Origin of the sequence: Mucilaginibacter sp. OAE612 (genome assembly GCF_041806395.1) — a bacterium.
GTDB lineage: Bacteria > Bacteroidota > Bacteroidia > Sphingobacteriales > Sphingobacteriaceae > Mucilaginibacter > Mucilaginibacter rubeus.
Genome location: NZ_JBGMUW010000001.1, coordinates 1,737,541 through 1,760,069, shown reverse-complemented (window position 1 = coordinate 1,760,069; position 22,529 = coordinate 1,737,541). Strand labels below are relative to the sequence as shown.

Annotated in this window: 23 protein-coding genes and 2 tRNA genes; 17 read left to right on the top strand and 8 right to left on the bottom strand. The window is 41.1% G+C overall.

Annotated elements, in window-relative coordinates:
- Positions 1 to 3 precede the first annotated feature (3 nt).
- From ABID99_RS07490 to ABID99_RS07455, 8 genes are all read left to right on the top strand, one after another.
- A complete protein-coding gene (locus ABID99_RS07490) occupies positions 4 to 978 on the top strand; it encodes a hypothetical protein (protein ID WP_090526777.1) in 975 nt (324 codons plus the stop codon).
- Entirely contained in the window at positions 975 to 1,481 is a 507-nt protein-coding gene (locus ABID99_RS07485) for a GNAT family N-acetyltransferase (protein ID WP_090526775.1), read from the top strand. The genes ABID99_RS07490 and ABID99_RS07485 overlap by 4 nt, the downstream gene beginning before the upstream one ends.
- A gap of 26 nt (positions 1,482 to 1,507) precedes the next feature.
- Complete coding sequence (locus tag ABID99_RS07480) at positions 1,508 to 2,533, top strand: GNAT family N-acetyltransferase (RefSeq protein ID WP_090526772.1); 1,026 nt, start codon at positions 1,508 to 1,510, stop codon at positions 2,531 to 2,533.
- Positions 2,534 to 2,556: 23 nt separating this feature from the next.
- Positions 2,557 to 4,509 carry a nucleoside-diphosphate sugar epimerase/dehydratase gene (locus ABID99_RS07475; RefSeq protein WP_176627553.1) on the top strand — a complete coding sequence of 651 codons (1,953 nt, stop codon included), beginning with the start codon at positions 2,557 to 2,559 and terminating at the stop codon, positions 4,507 to 4,509.
- 136 nt (positions 4,510 to 4,645) lie between these two features.
- Complete coding sequence (locus ABID99_RS07470; protein WP_090526768.1) at positions 4,646 to 6,172, top strand: PAS domain-containing protein; 1,527 nt, start codon at positions 4,646 to 4,648, stop codon at positions 6,170 to 6,172.
- Between the two features lie 577 nt (positions 6,173 to 6,749).
- Positions 6,750 to 7,187 carry a helix-turn-helix domain-containing protein gene (locus ABID99_RS07465; protein WP_090526765.1) on the top strand — a complete coding sequence of 146 codons (438 nt, stop codon included), beginning with the start codon at positions 6,750 to 6,752 and terminating at the stop codon, positions 7,185 to 7,187.
- A gap of 395 nt (positions 7,188 to 7,582) precedes the next feature.
- The gene (locus tag ABID99_RS07460) at positions 7,583 to 8,836 is read left to right on the top strand and encodes an MBOAT family protein (RefSeq protein WP_373613333.1); all 1,254 of its coding nucleotides are present in this window, start codon (positions 7,583 to 7,585) and stop codon (positions 8,834 to 8,836) included.
- A 3-nt stretch (positions 8,837 to 8,839) separates the two neighbouring features.
- Positions 8,840 to 9,787 carry a hypothetical protein gene (locus ABID99_RS07455; protein ID WP_373613332.1) on the top strand — a complete coding sequence of 316 codons (948 nt, stop codon included), beginning with the start codon at positions 8,840 to 8,842 and terminating at the stop codon, positions 9,785 to 9,787.
- Between the two features lie 265 nt (positions 9,788 to 10,052).
- Here ABID99_RS07455 and ABID99_RS07450 read toward each other — a convergent pair whose 3' ends face one another.
- The 3 genes from ABID99_RS07450 to ABID99_RS07440 are packed head-to-tail and all read right to left on the bottom strand — an operon-like array spanning position 10,053 to position 13,260.
- A complete protein-coding gene (locus ABID99_RS07450; protein WP_373613331.1) occupies positions 10,053 to 10,646 on the bottom strand; it encodes a hypothetical protein in 594 nt (197 codons plus the stop codon).
- On the bottom strand, positions 10,643 to 12,793 hold the full coding sequence (locus tag ABID99_RS07445) for a molybdopterin cofactor-binding domain-containing protein (protein ID WP_373613330.1): 2,151 nt from the start codon (positions 12,791 to 12,793) through the stop codon (positions 10,643 to 10,645). Before ABID99_RS07445 ends, ABID99_RS07450 begins: the two co-directional genes overlap by 4 nt.
- Positions 12,790 to 13,260 (bottom strand): (2Fe-2S)-binding protein, encoded by a 471-nt coding sequence (locus ABID99_RS07440; RefSeq protein WP_373613329.1) that lies wholly within the window; start codon positions 13,258 to 13,260, stop codon positions 12,790 to 12,792. Before ABID99_RS07440 ends, ABID99_RS07445 begins: the two co-directional genes overlap by 4 nt.
- A gap of 454 nt (positions 13,261 to 13,714) precedes the next feature.
- Here ABID99_RS07440 and ABID99_RS07435 point away from each other — a divergent pair, with 454 nt between their 5' ends.
- The 7 genes from ABID99_RS07435 (at position 13,715) to ABID99_RS07405 (ending at position 17,685) form a co-directional block, all read left to right on the top strand.
- Positions 13,715 to 14,932 carry a PQQ-dependent sugar dehydrogenase gene (locus ABID99_RS07435; RefSeq protein ID WP_373613328.1) on the top strand — a complete coding sequence of 406 codons (1,218 nt, stop codon included), beginning with the start codon at positions 13,715 to 13,717 and terminating at the stop codon, positions 14,930 to 14,932.
- Positions 14,933 to 15,097: 165 nt separating this feature from the next.
- Positions 15,098 to 15,583, top strand: a complete 486-nt coding sequence (locus ABID99_RS07430; protein WP_373613327.1) for a hypothetical protein — start codon at positions 15,098 to 15,100, stop codon at positions 15,581 to 15,583.
- Positions 15,576 to 15,977: a helix-turn-helix domain-containing protein gene (locus ABID99_RS07425; protein WP_373613326.1), complete on the top strand. Its 402-nt coding sequence runs from the start codon at positions 15,576 to 15,578 to the stop codon at positions 15,975 to 15,977. Before ABID99_RS07430 ends, ABID99_RS07425 begins: the two co-directional genes overlap by 8 nt.
- Before the next feature lie 64 nt (positions 15,978 to 16,041).
- Complete coding sequence (locus tag ABID99_RS07420; RefSeq protein WP_373613325.1) at positions 16,042 to 16,302, top strand: hypothetical protein; 261 nt, start codon at positions 16,042 to 16,044, stop codon at positions 16,300 to 16,302.
- Positions 16,303 to 16,312: 10 nt separating this feature from the next.
- On the top strand, positions 16,313 to 16,873 hold the full coding sequence (locus ABID99_RS07415; RefSeq protein WP_373613324.1) for a DapH/DapD/GlmU-related protein: 561 nt from the start codon (positions 16,313 to 16,315) through the stop codon (positions 16,871 to 16,873).
- Between the two features lie 191 nt (positions 16,874 to 17,064).
- The gene (locus tag ABID99_RS07410; protein ID WP_373613323.1) at positions 17,065 to 17,460 is read left to right on the top strand and encodes a cupin domain-containing protein; all 396 of its coding nucleotides are present in this window, start codon (positions 17,065 to 17,067) and stop codon (positions 17,458 to 17,460) included.
- 6 nt (positions 17,461 to 17,466) lie between these two features.
- Positions 17,467 to 17,685: a VOC family protein gene (locus tag ABID99_RS07405; RefSeq protein ID WP_373613322.1), complete on the top strand. Its 219-nt coding sequence runs from the start codon at positions 17,467 to 17,469 to the stop codon at positions 17,683 to 17,685.
- A 20-nt stretch (positions 17,686 to 17,705) separates the two neighbouring features.
- On the opposite strand, the gene ABID99_RS07400 is transcribed toward ABID99_RS07405, so the two are convergent.
- On the bottom strand, positions 17,706 to 18,611 hold the full coding sequence (locus ABID99_RS07400) for a VOC family protein (protein ID WP_373613321.1): 906 nt from the start codon (positions 18,609 to 18,611) through the stop codon (positions 17,706 to 17,708).
- 310 nt (positions 18,612 to 18,921) lie between these two features.
- On the opposite strand from ABID99_RS07400, the gene ABID99_RS07395 reads away from it, so the two are divergent.
- Positions 18,922 to 19,290 (top strand): hypothetical protein, encoded by a 369-nt coding sequence (locus ABID99_RS07395; RefSeq protein WP_373613320.1) that lies wholly within the window; start codon positions 18,922 to 18,924, stop codon positions 19,288 to 19,290.
- Positions 19,291 to 19,306: 16 nt separating this feature from the next.
- Here the strand turns inward: ABID99_RS07395 and ABID99_RS07390 are convergent, their stop codons facing one another.
- The 4 genes from ABID99_RS07390 to ABID99_RS07375 all read right to left on the bottom strand — a co-directional run bounded on the left by ABID99_RS07390 (position 19,307) and on the right by ABID99_RS07375 (position 21,071).
- Complete coding sequence (locus ABID99_RS07390; protein ID WP_090526743.1) at positions 19,307 to 19,501, bottom strand: hypothetical protein; 195 nt, start codon at positions 19,499 to 19,501, stop codon at positions 19,307 to 19,309.
- A 210-nt stretch (positions 19,502 to 19,711) separates the two neighbouring features.
- A complete protein-coding gene (locus ABID99_RS07385; RefSeq protein WP_373613319.1) occupies positions 19,712 to 20,584 on the bottom strand; it encodes an alpha/beta fold hydrolase in 873 nt (290 codons plus the stop codon).
- A 239-nt stretch (positions 20,585 to 20,823) separates the two neighbouring features.
- Positions 20,824 to 20,897 (bottom strand) — tRNA-Pro (locus tag ABID99_RS07380).
- A gap of 100 nt (positions 20,898 to 20,997) precedes the next feature.
- Positions 20,998 to 21,071 (bottom strand) — tRNA-Pro (locus ABID99_RS07375).
- 225 nt (positions 21,072 to 21,296) lie between these two features.
- On the opposite strand from ABID99_RS07375, the gene ABID99_RS07370 reads away from it, so the two are divergent.
- A complete protein-coding gene (locus tag ABID99_RS07370; RefSeq protein WP_373613318.1) occupies positions 21,297 to 22,499 on the top strand; it encodes an NAD(P)/FAD-dependent oxidoreductase in 1,203 nt (400 codons plus the stop codon).
- Positions 22,500 to 22,529 lie beyond the last annotated feature (30 nt).

The window sequence follows — 22,529 nt, the reverse complement described above, 5'->3', positions numbered from 1 at the left end:
GTCATGCAAAAAAATAAAGCCGCGTTAAAACCGATAGGCGGGTATTTGGAGCTGGAACTGCCCAAAGGGAATGAATACTATCCCGATTTGGTTAGGTTAAACACAGGACGTAATGCGTTAGAATACATATTGATACAAAAAAAATATCATAAAATTTATATTCCTTATTTCACCTGCGATGTACTGCTTGAACCAATTGCACGAACAGGTATTCAATACCAGTTTTATCATGTTGACCGGCAGTTAGATCCCATCATCGATTTTGAGATCGAGCCTGACGCCTGTTTTTTATATACCAATTACTTTGGCATAAAACAAACAAAAGCATTAGAGCTTAGCGGCAAAATCAAAAATCTTATAATTGATAATTCGCAAGCCTTTTTTTCAGAGCCCCTTGCCGGCATTGATACATTTTACTCGTGCCGTAAGTTTTTTGGCGTTCCAGACGGCGCATACTTAAGCATTAAAAGAAAACTTACTAAAAAGTTGCCCATAGATAGCTCAGTAAACCGATTTTCGCACCTTATAAAAAGTATAGACGCAGGTATAGAAGCCGGGTATTCTGACTATATAAACAACAGCAAGGATCTGGAAAACAACGAGATCAGGTCCATGTCGTTATTGACCCGAAAGATACTTACAAGCATCAATTACAACGAATGTGTATTTGCAAGGCAACGAAACTTTAATTTTTTGCATAAGCACCTTGCTGAATTTAACCTGCTCAAGTTTGATGCCGCTGATGAGCACACAGTACCGTTGGTATACCCTTTTTTAACTAATGACCGGCACTTAAAAGTACATCTGATCCAGAAAAAAATATATGTTGCTACCTACTGGCCTAATGTATTTAAGTGGACTAAGAAAAACACCAACGAAAATTACCTGGCCCGGTGCTTAGTGCCATTACCAATTGATCAACGGTATGACCTTCAGGATATGTTTTATATGTTAAATACGCTAAGACTTTTTTTATGACCATTTCAGTTTACATACGCCCCCTTGTAATAGAAGATGCGTCCGTATCTTACGCATGGCGTAACGACCCATTGATATGGGTATATACAGGCTACAAACCCACTCATTATATTAGTTCGGAAATAGAAACAGCCTGGTTACGTGAAAAGCTGGCCAAGCCCGATCAGCTTAGATTTGCAATTTGTGTTAAAGAACTTAATACATATATAGGGAATATACAACTGCTCGATATTACTGATCATGACGCAGAACTGCACCTGTTTATTGGTAACAAACTTTACTGGGGTAAAGGAATTGGTTACCAGGCAACAGTGCAGATGATACGATATGGCTTTTTAATAAAGGAACTGGATGAGATTTATTTAAAGGTACACCCTGCAAATATCGCGGCAATCACTGTTTATGAAAAGGCCGGATTTGAAATTACAGGTAAGGTAAATGATTTGATTACAATGAGTATTACCAAAAGTAAATTTGTTTGCCTTCAAAATCAACAATCATAATTTACTATCTCCTAAACTTTAATTCAATGATTAAGATCTTTACCCTGCTCAATAAAGAGGAATGGATTTCTTACGTCGGTAATTCGGCCGAATATGATTTTTATCATACATGGCATTATCACTCCCTTGAAACAGCGGGAGATCCTGTTCTATTTATTTATGAGGAGTCAGATACCTATATCGGCTTCCCCCTGCTGCAGCGAAAAATTCCGGGTTCTGATTATAGCGACCTAACCTGCGTATATGGTTTTTCGGGCCCGTTTTCAAACAAAAGAATTGATGAGATAGATGAGGAGCTGATGGAAAATTTTAAAAGCGCTTTCAACAATTTCCTTATAAAGGAAAAGTACGTATCTGTTTTTGTAAGACTTCATCCTTTTTATAAGCAGCAAAAATTACTGGATAAATTTGGAGGTGTTCACGAAAACGGAAAAACGGTAGTATTTGACCTTTCAGTGCCTATTGATGAACAGCGCAAAAAATACAGGCAATCAACCATGGATGCTATTAAGCATGCATGGAAAAGGGGGTTTAAAGTAAAGGACGAAACAAATGCTGACGGCATAAACACCTTTGTCGAAATTTATACCGAAAACATGAAACGCGTTGGCGCCAGCAGCTACTACCTGTTTAACGAAAAATACTTTTCAGAAATATTAAACACATCTGAATATGAAGCCCGTTTGCTAACTGTTTACTACAACGACATTGCAATTGCAAGCACTATAATAACCTTTACAAATGGCATTATTCAAGCCCATTTAGTAGGTGCCCGCGCAGAATATTTACATCATAGTCCAACCAAATTTCTGGCCGATTGCATAACGCAGATAGGCAGAGAAAAAGGAATGAAATATTACAACCTGGGTGGTGGCCTTGGATTTAAAAACGACAAGCTCTTTGACTGGAAATGTGCCTTCTCCGACCTCCATCTTGACTTTAAAACATGGAGATATATTGCCAATCCCGAAATATACCAAAAGCTTTTGCAGGATAAGGGCATTGAAGAAAATGCCGAAGTAGACTTTTTTCCACTATACAGATACGCTTAAGATAATACCTAAATAAACCAGTTATGATATACCTCAAAAATTTGTTGTTCCAGGATAAGTTCCATTCAAGATGGCTAATCCTGGTAATTGACCTGATGGTAGTTTTGTTATCATTATGGACATCACTATATTTTAAAAACCGGCTTCAGTTTGATCCCATCAGTCTTTATTATATGCTCTTTTATTGCAGCAATGCGGTGTTGGTTTTTATGATAATGAAAATACATACCTGTATTATCAGGTATTCCAACACACGCGATATGATGCGGATTTTAATAACCGTACTGGCAAGTAACGTTACTTTTCTGCTGTTTTATCATTTGTTCTTCGCTTTCTATCTTAAAATAGATGTCAGCGGATTGATGGACGTGCTGCTGATCAATTTCTTTATCACTTCGTCTATGCTTATGTGTATGCGTATTATTATCAAGGATGTTTTTAAATACATTGAGGCAACAAGCTATAAAGTTGAAAAAGAAAATGTACTGATCTACGGCTCCAACGAACCTTCCATACTAATTAAAAATGCCCTTGAAGCGCAAAAAGGATTTATACTCAATGTTCAGGGCTTTATCGACACCGGGGTTGACAGAATATCAAAATGCATTGAGCAAAAGCAAGTTTATCCTATCAAATCAATTGATATGCTAAAAAAACGCTACGATATAAAGTCAATGCTGATAACATCCGAGGATATAAAAATCGATGGAAAACGAAAAGCGGTTGAAAAATGCATTGAACTTGGCATAAAAGTAATTATTGTGCCGTCATCAGACCAGTGGATCAACGGCAAGCCAAACCTAAATCAGTTTAAAGACTTAAAAATAGAAGACCTGTTGGAGCGAAAACCCATAAAAATCTGCAATGAACATATTTTAGATGACATTAAAGGTAAAAGGATTTTGATCACGGGTGCTGCCGGTTCAATAGGTTCTGAGCTGGTAAGGCAAGTGTTAATGTATAGTCCCGAATTTGTTGTATTATGTGACAGGGCCGAAACCCCGCTGCATGATATTCAAATGGAAATTGAAGATGGTTTGTACGGTAACCGCACCAGGATCTTTATTGCTGATATTCAAAATGCCGGTCGTATAAAAACACTATTTAATTTATACAGGCCTCAAATAGTATTTCATGCGGCAGCTTACAAGCATGTACCGATGATGGAAAATAATCCAACCGAAGCTATTTTAACCAACGTATGGGGCACAAAAATCCTGGCAGATATTTCAATAGAATTTAATGTCGAAAAATTTGTAATGATCTCAACAGATAAAGCGGTGCGTCCAACAAACATCATGGGGGCCTCAAAACGGATAGCCGAAATGTATATTCAATCGTTAAATAACCTGTTGTTTGAAGAGCATTTTTTTAACTCCGATCCGTCAAAAGGCAACCAAACCAGGTTTATAACAACCCGCTTTGGCAATGTCCTTGGGTCAAACGGCTCCGTGATCCCTCGCTTTAAAGCACAAATTGAAAAAGGTGGGCCCGTCACTGTTACCCATCCGGATATCACAAGATACTTTATGACTATACCCGAAGCTGTACAACTGGTACTTGAGGCAGCCGTAATGGGCAAAGGAGGTGAAATATTTTTATTTGACATGGGCGAGCCGGTAAAAATCGCCGATCTGGCGGCGAATATGATAAAAATGGCTGGTCTTGTTCCGGGAAAAGATATCCAGATTGTTTATACCGGATTGCGGCCTGGCGAAAAACTATATGAAGAGTTGTTAAACGCGGAAGAAGAGGTAATACCTACTTATAACAAAGACATCAAAATCTCCAAAAATATCCCGGTTAGTTACGCTAAGATCAATAATTTAATAAAGGACCTTTTGGAACTTAACCTGCATAATGAAGTTGATTTGATGGTATCGAAAATGAAAACCATATTGCCTGATTACATCAGCAACAACTCCCAATATGAAAAGCTCGACATAAAATTGATTGATAAACAAATGGTAAATTGAGCTTTTTTTTAATTTATATGATTTATCTTATAGGTTATCAATAATAATTTGCAGATTTAAGCTAATTAAAACCTAAGATCCCATTTACATCACGATGGGTAAAGCTGATGATTGTTATTTTTAAAGAGGAAATCTAATGTCCTTTGATCCGAATTCTGATTTTTTTGAGATAGCGTTCAACGTGACGGAGCATACAGAGGCTATGCTGGCTTATTGGGATAAAAACCTGATTTGCCGCTATGCCAATAAAGCTACCGCCGATTGGTTTGGGATAACCCCGGAGCACATGATCAATAAATCACATCTTTCAGAAATTTTAGGAACATTATTTGAAATACAACTTCCTTATATTAATGGTGTGTTAGGCGGTAAAATACAGGTTTTTGACCAGGTAATTCATTTGTATTCAGGCAGAGCAAAAAATGTGCGGGTAACTTATCATCCCAACTATGTTGAAGGTGAAATAAAGGGATTTTATGCACATATGGCAGACATTAGCCCGCTAAATAATAAATCCCACGATAATAATAAAACAGGGGTAGAAAAACTACCGGAGTTTGTAACTCAAAATGACCAGCTCCTTGAAAATGTTGCAAAAACACTAAATGAGAATGTGTTTATCGGATTTCCGAGTATCTCTGCACTTTCAAAAAAACATTTTGTATCCGAGTCAAAATTAAAAAGGGATTTTAAGCAAAGTTTCGGCAGAACTATTTTTTCCTATTACCGGTATCTGCAAATGGAAATTGCAGACAGGTATATCAGGGAAAAGCGCTGCAATAAAAACCAAATGGCAGTAATGCTTAATTTTTCCAATCCGTCGAATTTTTCGGCATGCTACCATAGATATTTAGAAGAAAAATCATCCGATAGTGAGCTCATCGAAACACAAAAAGAAGATAATACGCATAATAAAATGCTTATAGAACAGGCCCCTATTGCTATTGCCATGTTCGATAACCAGATGCAATTTATTGCGGCTTCAAAAAGATGGATTGCCGAATATAAACTTGAAAACACAGGTTTTATTGGAAAAAGTATTTATGAAGTTTTACCGGCTACAAAAAAGAAATGCGAAAAGCTCCATAATCATTGCTTAAAAGGTAATATATATCAATGTGATGGCCTGCTCTTAAAAAAGAATGATGGTACCCGCGTTTGGTTAAAGTGGAATATTCACCCATGGTTTACAACTTCGGGAGAAACAGGCGGACTATTTATCCATACCGAAGATATCTCCAAAATTAAAGCCATAGAGAAAGAAAACAAACAGGCCGAGAAGCTTTTAAAAAGAGCTGCAACCTTGTCAAAAATAGGTACCTGGACTCGGGATCTGCTTACCCATACTATGCAGTGGGATAACGTTATAAAAAGCATCCTTGAAGTACCTGAGTACTTTGTACCTGATATAAAAACGATATGGAAGCTTTTTAAACAAGGTAAAAGCGAGCGGCTTAGTAAAAAAGCTTTAAAAGACGCATTAAAATACGGAAGCTCTTTTGATATTGAAGTTGATATGATAACCGCCAAAGGTAATTCAAGAAAAATAAGAATTATTGGTTATCCTGAATTTCAAAATAATAAGTGTAAAAAGCTATCTGGAATATTACTGGATATCACTCCTCTTTCACCTTTTAAAACGGCCAACTTTTTGACGGATTGAGCTGTTTAGAAAAATACTTTATCGTGATGATCTCCAACCGGAAGACAAAAAAAATGATAATTCGCCATTATTTTATGAATTTATGCGTTTGCATTAGCTCCATGCGCTAAATTTATCTTATTTTGAAATAAATTACACCATTAGTAAAATTAACTAAAATAACACTTCATTGGATGGATAACAGTTTAATAACTTAACTACCACTCACAAAACCTGGCAAATATTGGCCCCAAAAACGTGCAGAGCCATTTTTACCATTCCCAATTAGTGTATATTAACGCCTTCTACAGGTATAATTTGGCCTTTTATAGGTTGAATTAACAACGGAAGTATACATAAATTTAATTCACAAACGATGATACGAATTATCAAATAAGGCCATCGTTTGTTTATTGATAAACAAATGTGAAGCACTAAATACTAAACAAATGAATAACCTAAACTCAAATCATGATTCAGAAAAAGCCGAGAACCGATATTTACGATCATAAGTATCTATAAATAACTTGCAGTTTATTATAACCTAAATTTAATTATGCTAACCAACTAAAATTGACACCTAATCGAATCTAATCTTATGCACAGCAAAGTTTATTACCCTGTTAGCTCATATATCAATAATGATCAAAGATCTATTGGTATTAATGACACTCAAGATTTACATTTTGGCAAAATTGTAGAGCGAATTGTTAGACGTGACCATATGGGGATAAGTGAAATCGCCCGGAAACTCAACGTAAGCCGCAGAACCTTATACAATTGGTTCAACACCAAAAGGCTTAGCTTTGATATAATTTGTCAGATCGGAATTGTTATCGAACATGATTTTTCAAAGGAATTTCCCAACGAATTTGCCTTGAGATTTAACTCGCCGAATGCCGAAAAGGATATCGAAACCCATGAGGCAAAAGACGCTCCGCTTGATGCCATATATTATTGGATGGACAAGTATATTAAATTGCTTGAAAAATTCAATGAAGCCTTGCGTAACGAGAACACATTAAAACCAGATTGACAGGTCCATCGGTATTACAAAATTATTATATTGACAAAAGACCTTTACTTTTTTATATTGTTATAAGTTGGTTGTTGTAAACAGCAATCAATTTTTTGTTGCTTTTTTATACATCTACCTCCACCTATTTTCCAGCCTCTGTACTTACTAAATATTCCTAAGTCAGCCACTTTGGCTATTTTTTAAAATTCACCATCATGCTTTTTAATTCCTTTGGGTTCGGAATATTTCTGATTGTGGTTTTTGTGCTTTATTGGTTTGTACTTAACCGAAAACTGCAACAGCAAAATTTGTTACTGCTCGCTGCAAGTTATTTTTTTTACGCATGCTGGGACTGGCGGTTTCTTTTGTTGTTAATTTTTTCTACCCTTTTAGATTATTTTACCGGGCTAAAAATGTACCATGCAAAAACACATGGCCTAAAAACCTTTTGGCTTTGGTTAAGCATATCTGTAAACCTGGGTTTTTTGGGTGTTTTTAAATACTACAACTTCTTTGCAGCATCGCTTGCCGGCCTATGCGCCAGTATAGGGATTCATTTAAGCCCGTTTACTCTAAATGTAATCCTGCCTGTCGGTATCTCTTTTTATACATTTCATGGTTTATCATATGTAATTGATGTTTATAAAAACCGTATTAAAGCCGAACGGAACTTCATTGACTATTCATTGTTCGTAAGTTTTTTTCCGCTTTTGGTGGCCGGCCCTATCGAGCGGGCAACACACCTTTTGCCCCAGGTAAAAACCAAGAGAGAGTTTAACTACCAGGAGGCAATTAATGGGCTGCGGCAAATTCTATGGGGCCTGTTTAAAAAAGCTGTAATTGCCGATCAATGTGCCGACTATGCCAACATGATATTTGCAAATAGTTCGCATTATCCAGGCAGTACCCTGGTTTTAGGCGCTATATTTTTTGCATTCCAAATCTATTGCGATTTCTCGGGGTATTCTGATATGGCATTAGGCATAGCAAAACTTTTTGGATTTGAACTGCTGAGAAATTTTGCATTCCCGTACTTTTCAAGAGATATGGCCGAGTTTTGGCGCAGATGGCATATCTCACTATCGTCATGGTTTAGAGATTACTTATACATACCTCTTGGGGGCAGCAAAACAGGCACCTGGCTCAAAGTAAGAAACACATTAATCATTTTCTTGGTTAGCGGTTTTTGGCACGGCGCCAACTGGACCTTCATCATCTGGGGCCTTCTAAATGCTTTATTCATTCTCCCTTCTATCCTTTTAAAAACAAACAGAAACCACCTCGAAATTGCAGCCAAAGGCAAAGCTATGCCAACGTTCACCGAATTCATGCAAATGGGAGCCACATTTCTGCAGGTAATTTTTGCTTGGATCTTTTTTAGGGCTGATAGTGTTACACAAGCCTTTAAATATATCGGCCGGATTTTTTCACGATCGCTTTTTTCCATACCTCAATTAGATGTTAACAAAGCACAATTGCTTGAAGTGATCATTCTTATCCTATGTTTTATAATAGTTGAGTGGCAGGGGCGGGAAAACCAATATGCCATTGAGAAGTTAAGCTGGTTAAGAAAAAGAGGGTACAGATTGACCTTTTATTATACATTGGTTGTGGTGATTTTTTTATTTACAGGAAAAGAGCAGCAGTTTATTTACTTTCAATTTTAAGCAATGCACCGCTTTTTAATTAAAACCATATCATTTGTTTTAATGAGCTGCCTGCTCATATTGGCTATTGCCCTGATTCCGGGTTATATGGTAAATAAATTTTCAAAGTTTAGTGTAAAGAAAGACAATACTATTGCACTTTTTGGTCATTCACATTCAGAATGTGCCTACAATGATACCCTGATACCCAAACTAACCAATCTGTCGCACTCAGCCGAATCTTATTTTTACACCTTTCAGAAGGTTAAAAAATACCTGTCGCAAAACCCTCAGATAACCACTGTACTTATAGAATTTTCAAATAACCAGATTGACACAAAAATGGATGACTGGACATGGGGGTACACCTACATGTCAAATATGTTTCCGCAATATGCCTCTTTTATGAGCCTGGCCGATTTTGAATTGCTGGCTAAGCATAATTCAAAATATTTTATGAATTGTGTAGGCATAGCTGCGCGTACCAATTTTATTAAAGCACTTTCATTCAATTATGATTACACAGGAAAAACAGGAGGATATTTCAAAATAGAAGGTTCCAGGCCTTTACCTTCAAATAATCCGGCGGGTAAAATTATTAAAGCAGCATCGAATAAAAGTGCAATCTCAACAACCAATATTCAATATCTAAGGAAAATAATAGATTATTGCAACGGCATGCATAAAAGTGTTTTCCTGATCAGGAGCCCGCAACATCCATTGTATGAGTACAGAAATAATGAGGCAGAGTTTTCGCGGATCCGTGAGCGTTACTTTAGCGATATAAAATTCCTGGACTTCAATAACTTTCCGCTAAAAAATGATGACTTTGCCGATTTTGGGCATTTGAATTTCAAAGGAGCTTTAAAGTTTTCAGCGTACATCAATCAGCGCATTATGAACGGGATGCTTAATACCGTTAATACCGCATCCCTAAGTCAGCTTGATAATAAAACGGTCAGCGGCAATTAATAATAACATATCAAACAACTAACTAACAGCGCCTGGTACAAATGTATCGGGCTTTTTTTTGTCTTATAAGCTATCCGACGAACTATTACAGGAGGTTGCCGGCAATTTTAATAGCAGGTTAATAATAAAACGCCGATCAGGGACGGAGCTTTATTATTAACTAAACTGCATTTAAATAAGCAACATTATAAATCAACAACGTAGATAGCCAGGATATTAAAAACCCCGCTTCCTCCATCCTTAGTAATCCCGGCTTTGCCGCACTTTATTTAGCCGGGGCATACGCGCCGGTTTTTAACCAGGTAAGCCAGGCTTTCTTAAATGCTGCGTGGCTCATTGGTGGAAGTTTACGGCCCTCCCCCGGTTTCCAGGCCCAAAGCACCAGTCCATCATCTGCATGTGCAATGAGCTTCTGCATGTCCTTATGTCCGTTTTGCTTCGGATCTATGATTTGTTTTGCCAATTGGCGGGGTGTCCTCCCCTGGAAAACCATTTTCATATCGGCCGGTGGGAGATGCCAATTGGGATTGCCCGGGGGCGTGTGCAAGCCCGAAGTATTTGTTGGCTGATGGCAATTGGCGCATTTCATGGCATAAACACCCTTACCATCCACCCCTCTTTTGGGAAACATGGTGTGCAAGTGATTATCGTCGCCCTGCAGTGGTATATTACCTGATGGATGACAATTCATACAGCGGGCACTCATCAATACAGTGTAAACTTGTTTAAAAGCTGCAACAGAAGCCACACTATCTTTAGGTAGTGCAGCATAATTAAATGTTGATTTTTCCTCTTTGAACGATAATATGACCGCACTTGACATAAACAAAACGATCATGGTGATTATTAGTTTTTTCATGCCTGTTTTTCGAGTCGGTTGTTAACGATAGGTAAATTGTAAATCCGTTTTCCGGTTGCTGCAAAAATTGCATTAGCTAAAGCCGGTGCTGTTGGGGGAACCGCGCATTCTCCGGCACCCCCCATTTTTTCCTTGCTATCCACAATGTAAACATTGATCCGGGGTGCCTCGTGCATCCGGGTGATCCGGTAATCATAAAAATTATTTTGTTGTAATTCTCCATTAACGAACGTCAGCTCGCCGTACATTGCCATCGAGATACTGAAAATGATCCCGCTTTCCATTTGGGCTTTTACACCGTCGGGGTTCACGGCCAGGCCGCACTCAATTGCACAATCTACCTGATGTACTTTCGTAACTCCTTTTTCAACGCTTACTTCGGCTATAATCGCTACAACACTGCCAAAAGCCTCATGTACCGCGATGCCTTTAAACCGTCCTGGAGCCAGTGTTCGGCTCCAATCGCCTTTTTCGGCCACAAGGTTAAGCGCAGCCAGGTGCCTTGAATGATTTTTAAATAAGCCGCGGCGGTACTCCACAGGGTCGATACCTGCATTTTGGGCAAGCTGGTCTATAAGCGTTTCCATTACAAATGCAGTGTGCGTACCACCTACAGACCGGTACCACAAAACAGGCACTACTTCTTTAGTGGTGTGAAGGCCGACAAAATGATTTGGTATCTCGTCCAGATATGGTGATCCTTTTACGCCTTCCACCGTTGTATCATCTATTGCCGGAGGCGGACCAAAAAGCACTGCCGCATCCGCCATAATTGACTGACCTGCAATATTATGGTTCCAGGCAATGGTAAGACCGTCCTTATCTACGCCAATCTTTACATTATGGACATAAAAAGGCCGGTAAAAGCCGCTCTTCATATCATCTTCGCGTGTCCATACCATTTTTACCGGTCTACCGCTTGCTTTCGCAATATGAACCGCCTCCGAAACAAAATCGCAGGCAGGTGTAGCACGTCTGCCAAAGCCTCCCCCAAGGAATGGTATATTTACTTTTACCTGCTCCGGCTTATATCCAAGAATTTTTGCTGCGGCAGCCTGTTCTCCGCCTGGCAACTGTGTACCTGTCCATATCTCGCAGCTATCATTTTCAATCTTTACTGTGCAATTCAGTGGTTCCATAGGTGCGTGGGCCAGGTAAGGAAAAACATATTCTGCCGAAATGGTTTTTACCGCTTTTGTAAACGCTGCTTTAACATCGCCTTTTTCCTGAACCGGGAGGCCATCCGATGCAGCCAGTTTTCGGTAAGCCGCGGTCTGCGTACCGGTATTTAACTGCACGCCGGCGCCATAATCCCAGGTTATCTGTAAGGCCTTCCGTCCCTGTTGGGCGGCCCAGAAGTGGTCGGCAATGACAGCCACACCCGTCGGAATTTGTACAACCTCCCTTACGCCGGGAACTGCTTTCGCCTTACCGGCATCAAACGATTTAACTTTACCACCAAAAACAGGTGCGTGGGCAACAACTGCGGTAAGCAATCCGGGAAACTGGATATCCAAGCCAAATTTTGCGGTACCATCAGTCTTTACTCGGGCATCCATCCGTTTGCTTCCTTTGCCGATGTATTTCCAGTCGGCGGGTGAACGCAGCGGAACCTTTGCAGGTACAGGTAACTTTGCGGCATCATTAGCTAACTCGCCATAAGTGTATCTTTTGTTCCCGGCAATAACAAACCCATCTTCCGTTTTGCAGCTTTCAATAGCAATCCCCGAACGGGTAGCGGCTGTTTGAAGCAAGAGCGTCCGTGCGGTTGCGCCGGCATTACGATACCTGTCAAACTCAGACCAGGTAGTACTTGACCCGCCGGTAATTTGAGCACCGTAAATAACATGGTTAAACGCCTTATTGGCACCGCCATGTTTAATATTGATTTTTTTCAGATCCACATCAAGCTCATCCGCGATAAGCATGGGCAGTGTAGTCCAGATCCCCTGCCCCATTTCCACATGGCTCAGGTATACCGAAATGCTGTTGTCTGTACCTATATTTAAAAATGCATTAGGGGCAAACACATTTAAATCAGCCGTACCTGCAAGGGCAGCAAGCTTATTGGCCTTCGGAATAGTAAATGAGATGAGCAAGCCACCGCTCAATAATGCACCTGATTGTATAAAGTTACGCCTGTTCATGATTTTGCTCCTTCCCGCTGCAGTTCTGCCGCTTTGTGTATAGCCAACCGGATGCGGGGATAAGTACCGCAACGGCAAATATTACCTGACATCGCATCATCAATATCCTGATCTGTTGGGTTGGGATTTTCCCGCAGCAAAATAGCTGCAGACATGAGTTGACCCGACTGGCAATAGCCACATTGCGGAACATCGAGTTCGGCCCAGGCAATTTGCAAAGCGTGGTCATTTAATTTAGACAGTCCTTCAATTGTAGTGACCTGCTGCCCTGCCGCACGGCTCACTTTTGTTACGCATGACCGTACAGCTTCGCCGTTCAGGTGTACAGTACATGCTCCGCACTGCGCCACACCACAACCGAATTTGGTGCCGGTAAGGCCTAAAAGGTCACGAATAACCCACAATAAAGGCATGTCCGGGTCAGCGGCAACCTCCCGCTGTTTCCCATTGATTGTTATCGCTATCATATTGAAGAGTTTAAGTTAGGCTTGAGATCGGGAATTAATAATTAAATTTAAATATTTCTACCAGGAATACCAGTGTAAATCAAATAGTTATTTTTCTTTAGATCTATTGCAGGTTAAATCTGGCGCCAGGGTGAACCGCCCCGGCCGTTTCTCAATTCAATGTTCTATATTCCTGGCGTGTTTGGCCGCTTACCTTTTTAAATGCCGGTGTAAAATGCCGCAGGTACTTAAATCCTAAGCTATAGGCACTAACCAGCTAATTTCATATCGGCCAGGGGAAGATATCTCAAACATCGCAACGCTCTTTATATGTACTGATAATAAATCATTGCCCTTGGGCTCTGTTACAACCTGATGGCCTGTTAATATTACCGGAGCAGGCAGATTTATTTGCTCAACACATTTTAACATTTGCCGGCATATTATTTATCTTCACAACAAATACACATTACCCATGTCAAAACCAATCAAACCCTTGTTAGTTACCTGTGCAATTGCTTCACTTTGCTTTTTGCTTGATATTGCGCGGGCTGTTGCCCAGTCACTGCCGCCCGTTGAAACGCAATCACCAACGGCCGACTACAAGCCCGCTTTTCCGGGGCAGACAAGGGCCCCTGGTGCACAAACTAAAACCAAACTCAGTGTAAACGTGATCAATCATGAGCTGAAGCAACCCTTTGCTTTACGCTGTCTGCCCGACGGGCGCTTTTTAATTACAGAAAAAGGCGGCACCATGCGGATATTAAAGGCTGATGGAGGTTTAGACAAGAATATTCAAGGTTTACCGACAGTAGCGGTGGGTGGCCAGGGAGGCTTGTTAGATGTTAATTTTGATGCTTCTTTTGTAAAAGACCGGACTTTATTTTGGTCATACTCCGAAAAAGTTCCTGAGGGATTCCAGTTGGCTGTCGCCACTGGTGTACTTTCGTCAGATTACAGCAGGCTCGAAAACGTAAAGGTGATCTATCATGCTAAACCCGCCTATAACGGTCACCTGCAATTCGGCTCACGAATCGTTTTCGATAAACAGGGTAACCTGTTTGTAAGCACAGGCGAACATGGGGATGATGAAATGCGTGTCAAGGCCCAGGACCTGAATACCGCAATCGGAAAAGTATTGCATATAACCCGTGACGGGAAACCGGTGCCTGGCGGACCATTTTCGCAAAAAGCCGGCGCTTTGCCCGAAATTTATGCTTATGGCTTAAGAAACCCCGAAGGTATGACGATGAATCCAAATACCGGCGAATTATGGGAATCAGAATTCGGTCCGCGCGGAGGTGATGAAATTAACATTATCCGGCCGGGAAAGAACTATGGCTGGCCGGTTATTACTTACGGCATCGAATACCGGGGTGTAAAAGTTGGCGATGGAATACAGCAAAAAGAAGGCATGGCCCAACCCATTTATTACTGGAACCCAAGCATTTCACCGTGCGGCATAACCTTTTATACGGGCAACCTGATTCCCGAATGGAAAGGAAATCTATTTGTAGGCGCCTTAGGTGGATCACATATCATCAGGCTTATTATTAAAGACAATAAGATTGTAGCGGAAGAACGCCTGCTGAAAGACAAGGGCGAACGCTGGCGTTCTCTTGTTACCGGCAAGGACGGCGCATTATACGGTGTTACGGACAATGGCAATCTTTACAAAATAAGTAAGCTTTAATGTGAAAAGTTTATGGGAGAGTAATTTTGCTTAAATCGATCAGCGCTGCTTAATATAGCGGAACCGCCTGTTTACAATTCGGGAACGGGATATACAATTACATCAAAGGTTAGCGCTTGTCTTTTTAATTGGAAATTGAAAGTTTGAGTTTCATAACTTTAAGTCATGGACAATAAAATAGCGAGATCGGTTTCTCTCTTTAACAATGACCTCAGGTTAAAAGGCTTCAATGTTTTCCAGATAAAAGAAGACGATCAGGCTGTTCGGTTTTACAGTAGAAAAGACTTTTACAAAATTTGTTTAACTACAGGCAAAAGCAAGATTCACTATGCCGACCGCAGCTTTGAAGTGGAGGGCACTGTTTTGTTTTTTGGCAATCCGCATATTCCATATTCCTGGGAAACTATCTCAACCACTTATGTGGGTTATACCTGTCTCTTTTCCGAAGAATTTCTGTGCGTTTCAGAACGTACCGATATGCTGCAGCAATCACCCTTTTTCAAGATCGGCGGCACACCGGTACTAAAGATCACTGAACAGCAAAGAGCGTCTCTGAACATCCTCTTTCAGAAGATGATAGATGAGCAAAACAGTAGTTACGTATATAAAGACGCACCTGATACGCAGTTACATCAACCTGATCATGCATGAAGCGATGAAAATGCAGCCCTCTGAAAATTTTGATCAGCATAAAAACGCTGCCTACCGGGTCGCTGCTGTATTTATGGAATTGCTTGAAAGACAATTTCCTGTAGAAAGCCCAAATAAGCCGTTGCAGTTGAAGACGGCCCAGGACTACGCCCAAAACCTCGCCCTTCACGTAAATTACCTCAACCGTATGGTAAAGGAAGTTACCGGCAGGCCAACATCTGCGCACATTGCAGAGCGGATTATCAGCGAAGCAAAAGCACTGTTACAACATACTGACTGGAACATAGCCGACATTGCTTATGCACTTGGCTTTGAATATCCCAGCTACTTCAACAACTATTTTAAACGCATGACTGGCACCAATCCAAGTTCGCTTCGCACCATGGAAGTTTGATTTTCATAAGCATTGGTTTGATTTTCTTAAACAGCAAAGTTGGCAACAGCACTAACTTTGCAAAATGAAAAACATCGGCAGATACAAAACTTCCATCATACTGCAGCTGATGATTTTAGCTGCAGGTAGTCTGTTTTCACTAAGTGCCACGGCGCAAAAATTTCTACATAAAGGTGATGTGGTCACCATTTCGCCGGGCATCTTACACTGGCATGGTACTACGTTCCAAAACAGCTTTACGCAAATAGCAATCAATTTCAATATAGAAAAAGGCATTGCGATATGGCTACATATTTCTGATAATGAATACAATAGCGTTAAATAAAAACATTATTATGAAAGATATTTTCGAACGGTTGAAAGCAGGGGAATTTGTTCCGCTTACTGACCCGGAATTTTACAAGGTAAATGATGTGGTGGCCCGCACTCTGGCGTTGTCGCCTGCACTCAATGCAGCTACCACCGTTGAGCAGCTCCGCGAACAGCTTAGCAACATTATTGGCGCAACAATAGACAAAAGCACCACTTTGTTCGCACCCTTCCATACCAACTTTGGCCGTTTCATTAGTATTGGCAAGCATGTGTTTATTAATCATGCCTGCTCGTTTCTTGACATGGGCGGTATTACGCTGGAAGATCATGTACTCCTCGGCCCTAAGGTAAACCTGATCACTGAAAATCATCCACTCGACCCGGTTAACCGGCGGGGTATGATTTGCAAACCTATCGTTATCAAGCGCAACGCATGGGTTGGCGCGGGTGCCACTATATTGCCGGGTGTAACCATTGGAGAGAATGCAGTTGTTGCCGCTGGTGCGGTTGTAATCAAGGACGTACCGGCAAATACTGTTGTCGGGGGTATTCCTGCAAAAATTTTAAAAACCATTGAATCATAAAGAATAACGGTGCAGCGGCATATCGGAAACTTAAAAAGTTAATTCCTGTACAGACAATAACATTTATTCACAAATACAGGTTATTAAGGCAGAATAAGTTAATGAAGCCAGGAAAATACAATGGCTGAAAAAGCACGCTATCGTTATGTCACTGATGTCAAAACCATATAAACTCTCTCAATCTATTTATTATGGAAATAATTAAAAACGGTGCGCAAGCATCAGTAAAAGGTCCGGAAGCCTGGTTTACCGGCGCCGTGCGCATAGATCCCCTGTTTGCAAAAAAAGAAGCTACCAAAGGCGCGGGCGCGTTGGTCACCTTTGAGCCTGGCGCCAGAACAGCCTGGCACATTCACCCGGCAGGTCAAACACTTATTGTTATTTCCGGTCTTGGCCGGGTACAACGCGAAGGTGGGCCGATCGAAGATATAGGGCCGGGTGATGTAGTTTGGTTTGAACCAAACGAGAAACACTGGCATGGTGCATCGCCGAGTAAAGCTATGAGTCATATAGCCATTCAGGAAGCTGTTAACGGCGAGGTGGTTACCTGGCTGGAGAAAGTAAGTGATGATCAATATTCAAAATAAACGATTATGAAAACAACAACAGTAAAAGCATACGGTACTGAAGCTGCAGATGCGTCGATTCATGATTCCAATCTCAAATCGGCCGGCATCCTGCCGACCGATTCAGTAGAGAAAGCCGGTTATGGCAACTTTGTACATTTGATGGACCCCGAGGGCAACAAAATTGAACTATGGGAGCCTAATGATGTGGAATATGCCAAACTGGGTAAATTAACAACTAAATAGTGGTATCACGCCAACATGGGTCAACGGCTATCAGAGGCCTGCTGTAGGGCTGCGACGTCAACTTTCTTCATCGTCATAAAAGCCTGCGTAACGCGTGCAATTTGTTCGGGGCTGCCGTTTTTCAGTGTTTTTAACATAACTGTTGATGCAACCTGCCAGGACACGCCATATTTGTCCTTCAGCCAACCGCATTGGCCGGGTTTGCCATCAGCTGAAAGCGCTGACCAATAATAATCGATCTCTTCCTGTGTTTCACAAGGGATCAATAGCGACACCGCGTCGTTAAAACTAAAACCGTGTGGATGCGCGCTGTCCATCGCTGCCAGCCAGGTTTGGTCGATATGAAAATCGGCAAACATAAGCGTGCCGGCTTTATCAGACCCTATATCCTCGGGGCGCGGCGCCGTAATACCGCGTTTACCGTCTTTAAACACAGAGCAATAAAAATCGATGGCTTCATCCGCTTTACCGGCCACCTGGCCGGTATACATCAGCGACGGAACGATCACCGGTCTTTCTTCACCTGCCGGATTGGTCAGTATCAGTTGCCATGACACACCATATTTATCGCTCACCCAACCGTAGCGCTCGCTGAAAGGATACCGGTCGAGTGGCATCATTATCTTTCCGCTTTCTGATAGTTTGCTCCAAACTTCGTCAATACGCCCTGCGGCATCTGGATCACGCGACGGATCAAAATTGATCATAAAAGAAATAGAGGGACTGATCTTTAATCCATCCCCGGCGCTGATGCCCAGGAATGGCTGGCCGGCAAAGGCAAATTCAACTATTTCGCACTCCCCGCCGGGCATTGGGAAATGATTAACATAGTTTAAAGCCAAATCAGGCATTAAAGTTGCATAGAACTCGGCAGCTTCCCGGGCTTTATCCTGGTCGAACCAGATGTGTGGTTTGATGGGTAACATGGGTAAATGATTTTAGTGGTGATATATAATAAGAAATTGTAAGCGTTAATTGTTTTTACAGGCAGCACCGCCGGTTAAGGCTTCACCTTGCAGCCTTTATCGGGAATAAGAACTCAAGATCCTAATCTGTTCTGATTTTTCTTATTCAATACCTCAAAACTAATTGGTTTTTCATGGACAGACAAGGTGCATTAGTGACATTTAAGCGGCATATTATGACATGAGTTCGTTCACCGTCGGTCTGCCAAACCAAATGAAAAACCCTTTATTTTCATCAGGGTGCACTATATTGCACATTCATTGAAAAACTATGAAAAAAACCGTGCCATTTGACTTCCTGCTCGATTACTTGCCGACAGGTATAATCATCAAGCCGGCGGTAGGCATGTTCTATATCTATTTCGATAAAAAGATTGTGCTGATCTTCCGAAAGGTTAGTAAAAATCCGCAGCATAACGGTATTTGGATCTCTACCAGGCGGGAAAATCATGCCAGCCTCAAAGGGGAAATACCGGCCATCACTGATTTTGTATTAGACGAGGGCTTTGATACGGCCTGGCTCCTGCTTAGTGACAGCCACGATGATTTTGAGAATTCGGCAATCCAGCTTTGCGAACTTGTTTCGCGCAGGGATAAAAGGATCGGTAAAGTAACCCCTAAAAGCACAGCGATGTTTTAATAGCCTCCTTAACAATTTAATCGTTGTCAGCATCAGCTTCTTCGGGATGATCTTTAAAATATTCCCGTGCCTTTTTTAAACCTGTGGCTATGGCAATGCCTTCATCGCCGCTTTCCTTCAAAATTTCATTGGCAATTTCTACCGCCTTTTCCCGCAATTTGGGAGGTTGATTTTTGTAAGATGGCGGGTAGTCTCCGTTATACCAGGGCATGCTTCCTCCTTTTTAGGCAACAACAATTATAATGAAGATTTGATTGAAAAGAGTGTTGATTGAGCGACAAGAAGTTCAAAGCGTTTCTTCAAAAGATCATTTGACCTACTCTTTCAAATACTTGCGAAGCCAATATCCTTACGAGAGAAGCGGCCTGATTAAAAGTTAAATTCTGATAACGTTTTTCTATTAGCATGCATTTACATCAGCTTACTTTAAAAAATTGTTCAGATAGGTCAAAACCGTTGTTGTCTGCATCATCAGGCTTACATGTCCTTGCGAAGGGACTATGGCCAATTGCGATTTTGGCATTGGCGCTAAATCAGCAGAAACGCCCCCGCCTAATAATTTATATATTTTTGCCAATTCAATTTTGTCCAGCCCATCGTTATCACCGGCTATGATCAATACCGGAGCAGAAATTTTCGAAATATTGTCATCACCGAAGTCGAACGGCTCCTGCGCGAAAGCGATCATCTGCCCTATAAACTTTGTCCATTTTGTTTTATCTGGTGCTATTGCATCGTATGCGGTTTTCATAGGAGTATTCATAAAAAGCCCGGGCTTCCAGGATTTGAAAGCATTGGTTATTTCAGGCAGCCATCCGCTACTTTTATAAGTAGAAGAAATGATCACTAATTTTTTTAACCGTTTAGGGCTTTGTAAAGCAAACTTGTAAGCCACAGAGCCACCCATACTATACCCTGCTACGTCGGCACTGTCAATTTTCAGGTAGTCCATAACTCCTTCCACATCATTAGCTAAGGTAGCATATGATAACTTTCTATCCGAAAACGGTGTATGCCCGTGTCCCTGTAATTCAATGGCAATTACTTTCCTGTTTTTTGATAGTTCGGGGATCAATTCGGCCCAGTTTCCTTCAATTGTCATAAAAGCACCATGTAGTAAAATGAGCGGTTTACCCTCGCCATATACCTCATAATAAACTTTGATACCGTTCACAGGCGCGTAGCCACCTTTGGAAGGCTTGATTTGTTGTCCATTTGATCGTGATGTTGCAAACATAATTACAATTAACAGTATTGATTTAAGAGGGTTAAGTGCTTGGAGTAAATTTTTCATGGCGGTTAAGTTTGATTTTATTAACAATACAAAGATGGAACTCATTTCAGGGTTTGATAGCGTACAAAAACGACTACTTAGGGGACAATTGCGACAAAATATGCTTGTAAGCGAGGAAATGATTCTGCCTGCTCCCCGTTAAAGAAGATCAAGCATGGAAGCAAGTAAACATGAATCTGTAAAAAGAAAACCCTCTAAAATTGTAATTTAGAGGGTTTGATACTTGATATCGCTTTCTGTCGGGATGGCAGGATTCGAACCTGCGGCCTCCACATCCCAAATGTGGCGCGATACCGGGCTACGCTACATCCCGTTTTTTTATTCAGCCTGCGCTGGCATACTATTTCGCCAATCAGAAAAGAAAACCCTCTAAAATTCAATTTAGAGGGTTTTGATACTTGGTATCGCTTTAGTCGGGATGGCAGGATTCGAACCTGCGGCCTCCACATCCCAAATGTGGCGCGATACCGGGCTACGCTACATCCCGTCTCCCTGATTGGGTGTGCAAAAGTATGATTTTAAATTAAGTTGCAAAATTTTTTTTGAAAGATTTTGCAAGCCTGCCTATAATCTGCTCATTAACAAAATATTGCCTTAAATTAAATTCTTTATGGTTTCTCAAAATACTGAATAACCCTGTTATTACACTTGATTTCCCTCCAAAAAACTTAAAAAAGGATTGCATGTTGTTATGCTATAGCTGTTCAAATCCATGAATTTATATGAACAACAGCCTTACTGGCTAATAAAAAATGGCATAATTGCCTCCTACCCTTCTCTTCAAAAAGATTTGAAGCTGGATGTGGCCATTATTGGGGCCGGCATCAGCGCCGCTTTAACAGCCTGGCAGCTCCGCAACTCGGGTTTAAGTATAGCTGTTTTTGATAAGCGCCACGTTGGTATGGGCAGTACCGCGGCCAGCACTGCGTTCCTGCAATATGAAATTGATACGCCCCTTACATCTTTAAAACACCTGGTTGGCGAAGCAAATGCCGTAACAAGCTATCAACTTTGCCGCAAAGCTATTTATGACATTGCTGATTTATGTAAATCGCTTAAACCCGCCTTTGATTTTAGCTTGAGGCCAAGTTTGCAGTATGCCAGCTTCAAAACACATACAAATTCACTAAATCAGGAATATAACTTCCGTAAAAAGCATGGCTTTGAGGTACAATGGCTCGAAGCTGATGAAATTGAACAGAAATTCGGGTTTAAGGCTTCCGGGGCTATTTTCTCTGCAGATGGCGGGGAGGTTGATGCATATCTGCTTACCCATGCTTTACTTACAAATTTTGCCAAAGCCGGTCATAAAATATACAGCAATACCGATATTAAAACCATTGAGCATCATAAACAAGGCATAACGCTGCAAACCGCCAACGGCTCAGTTATCAAAGCTAAAAAGCTGATTATTGCATGCGGTTATGAAAGTTTAAAATACGTCCCTAAAAAAATAGCCGAAATTAACTCAACTTACGCACTGGTTTCGGAGCCTTTGCCCGATGTAAGTTTCTGGTATAAGAACAGTTTGATTTGGGAAACTACCGTACCCTACATGTACTTTAGGGCTGTAAGTGAAAACCGCATCCTTGTTGGAGGCCGCGATGACCAGTTTCATCATCCGCATATACCGCCTTCTGTTATTAAACGAAAGGCGGACATGCTACAGCAGGCTTTTCTCAAAAAAATGCCGCACATCCCATTAAAAGCTGATTTTAGCTGGGCCGGTGCTTTTGCGATCACTAAAGATGGCTTGCCTTACATTGGCTGCATTCCCGAAAGACCGAACACTTATTTTGCGCTTGGCTTTGGAGGTAATGGTATCACTTTTAGCGTAATTGCTGCCGAAATTATCCATGATCTTATCCTGGAGAGAAAGAACGAACATGTTCAATTGTTCAGTTTTAACAGGTAGCGCGTTTTCAAATAATAAAAGCCGATATTT

Bases quoted from the DNA above. Each gene is read 5' to 3' on its own strand.
- ABID99_RS07425 (WP_373613326.1), top strand. From the start codon at position 15,576: ATGCATGAAGCGATGAAAATGCAGCCCTCTGAAAATTTTGATCAGCAT.
- ABID99_RS07415 (WP_373613324.1), top strand. From the start codon at position 16,313: ATGAAAGATATTTTCGAACGGTTGAAAGCAGGGGAATTTGTTCCGCTT.
- ABID99_RS07385 (WP_373613319.1), bottom strand. From the start codon at position 20,584: ATGAAAAATTTACTCCAAGCACTTAACCCTCTTAAATCAATACTGTTA.
- ABID99_RS07465 (WP_090526765.1), top strand. From the start codon at position 6,750: ATGCACAGCAAAGTTTATTACCCTGTTAGCTCATATATCAATAATGAT.
- ABID99_RS07400 (WP_373613321.1), bottom strand. From the start codon at position 18,611: ATGTTACCCATCAAACCACACATCTGGTTCGACCAGGATAAAGCCCGG.
- ABID99_RS07420 (WP_373613325.1), top strand. From the start codon at position 16,042: ATGAAAAACATCGGCAGATACAAAACTTCCATCATACTGCAGCTGATG.
- ABID99_RS07430 (WP_373613327.1), top strand. From the start codon at position 15,098: ATGGACAATAAAATAGCGAGATCGGTTTCTCTCTTTAACAATGACCTC.
- ABID99_RS07370 (WP_373613318.1), top strand. From the start codon at position 21,297: ATGAATTTATATGAACAACAGCCTTACTGGCTAATAAAAAATGGCATA.
- ABID99_RS07470 (WP_090526768.1), top strand. From the start codon at position 4,646: ATGTCCTTTGATCCGAATTCTGATTTTTTTGAGATAGCGTTCAACGTG.
- ABID99_RS07410 (WP_373613323.1), top strand. From the start codon at position 17,065: ATGGAAATAATTAAAAACGGTGCGCAAGCATCAGTAAAAGGTCCGGAA.
- ABID99_RS07395 (WP_373613320.1), top strand. From the start codon at position 18,922: ATGAAAAAAACCGTGCCATTTGACTTCCTGCTCGATTACTTGCCGACA.
- ABID99_RS07390 (WP_090526743.1), bottom strand. From the start codon at position 19,501: ATGCCCTGGTATAACGGAGACTACCCGCCATCTTACAAAAATCAACCT.
- ABID99_RS07480 (WP_090526772.1), top strand. From the start codon at position 1,508: ATGATTAAGATCTTTACCCTGCTCAATAAAGAGGAATGGATTTCTTAC.
- ABID99_RS07435 (WP_373613328.1), top strand. From the start codon at position 13,715: ATGTCAAAACCAATCAAACCCTTGTTAGTTACCTGTGCAATTGCTTCA.
- ABID99_RS07455 (WP_373613332.1), top strand. From the start codon at position 8,840: ATGCACCGCTTTTTAATTAAAACCATATCATTTGTTTTAATGAGCTGC.
- ABID99_RS07485 (WP_090526775.1), top strand. From the start codon at position 975: ATGACCATTTCAGTTTACATACGCCCCCTTGTAATAGAAGATGCGTCC.
- ABID99_RS07405 (WP_373613322.1), top strand. From the start codon at position 17,467: ATGAAAACAACAACAGTAAAAGCATACGGTACTGAAGCTGCAGATGCG.
- ABID99_RS07450 (WP_373613331.1), bottom strand. From the start codon at position 10,646: ATGAAAAAACTAATAATCACCATGATCGTTTTGTTTATGTCAAGTGCG.
- ABID99_RS07460 (WP_373613333.1), top strand. From the start codon at position 7,583: ATGTACCATGCAAAAACACATGGCCTAAAAACCTTTTGGCTTTGGTTA.
- ABID99_RS07475 (WP_176627553.1), top strand. From the start codon at position 2,557: ATGATATACCTCAAAAATTTGTTGTTCCAGGATAAGTTCCATTCAAGA.
- ABID99_RS07445 (WP_373613330.1), bottom strand. From the start codon at position 12,793: ATGAACAGGCGTAACTTTATACAATCAGGTGCATTATTGAGCGGTGGC.
- ABID99_RS07440 (WP_373613329.1), bottom strand. From the start codon at position 13,260: ATGATAGCGATAACAATCAATGGGAAACAGCGGGAGGTTGCCGCTGAC.
- ABID99_RS07490 (WP_090526777.1), top strand. From the start codon at position 4: ATGCAAAAAAATAAAGCCGCGTTAAAACCGATAGGCGGGTATTTGGAG.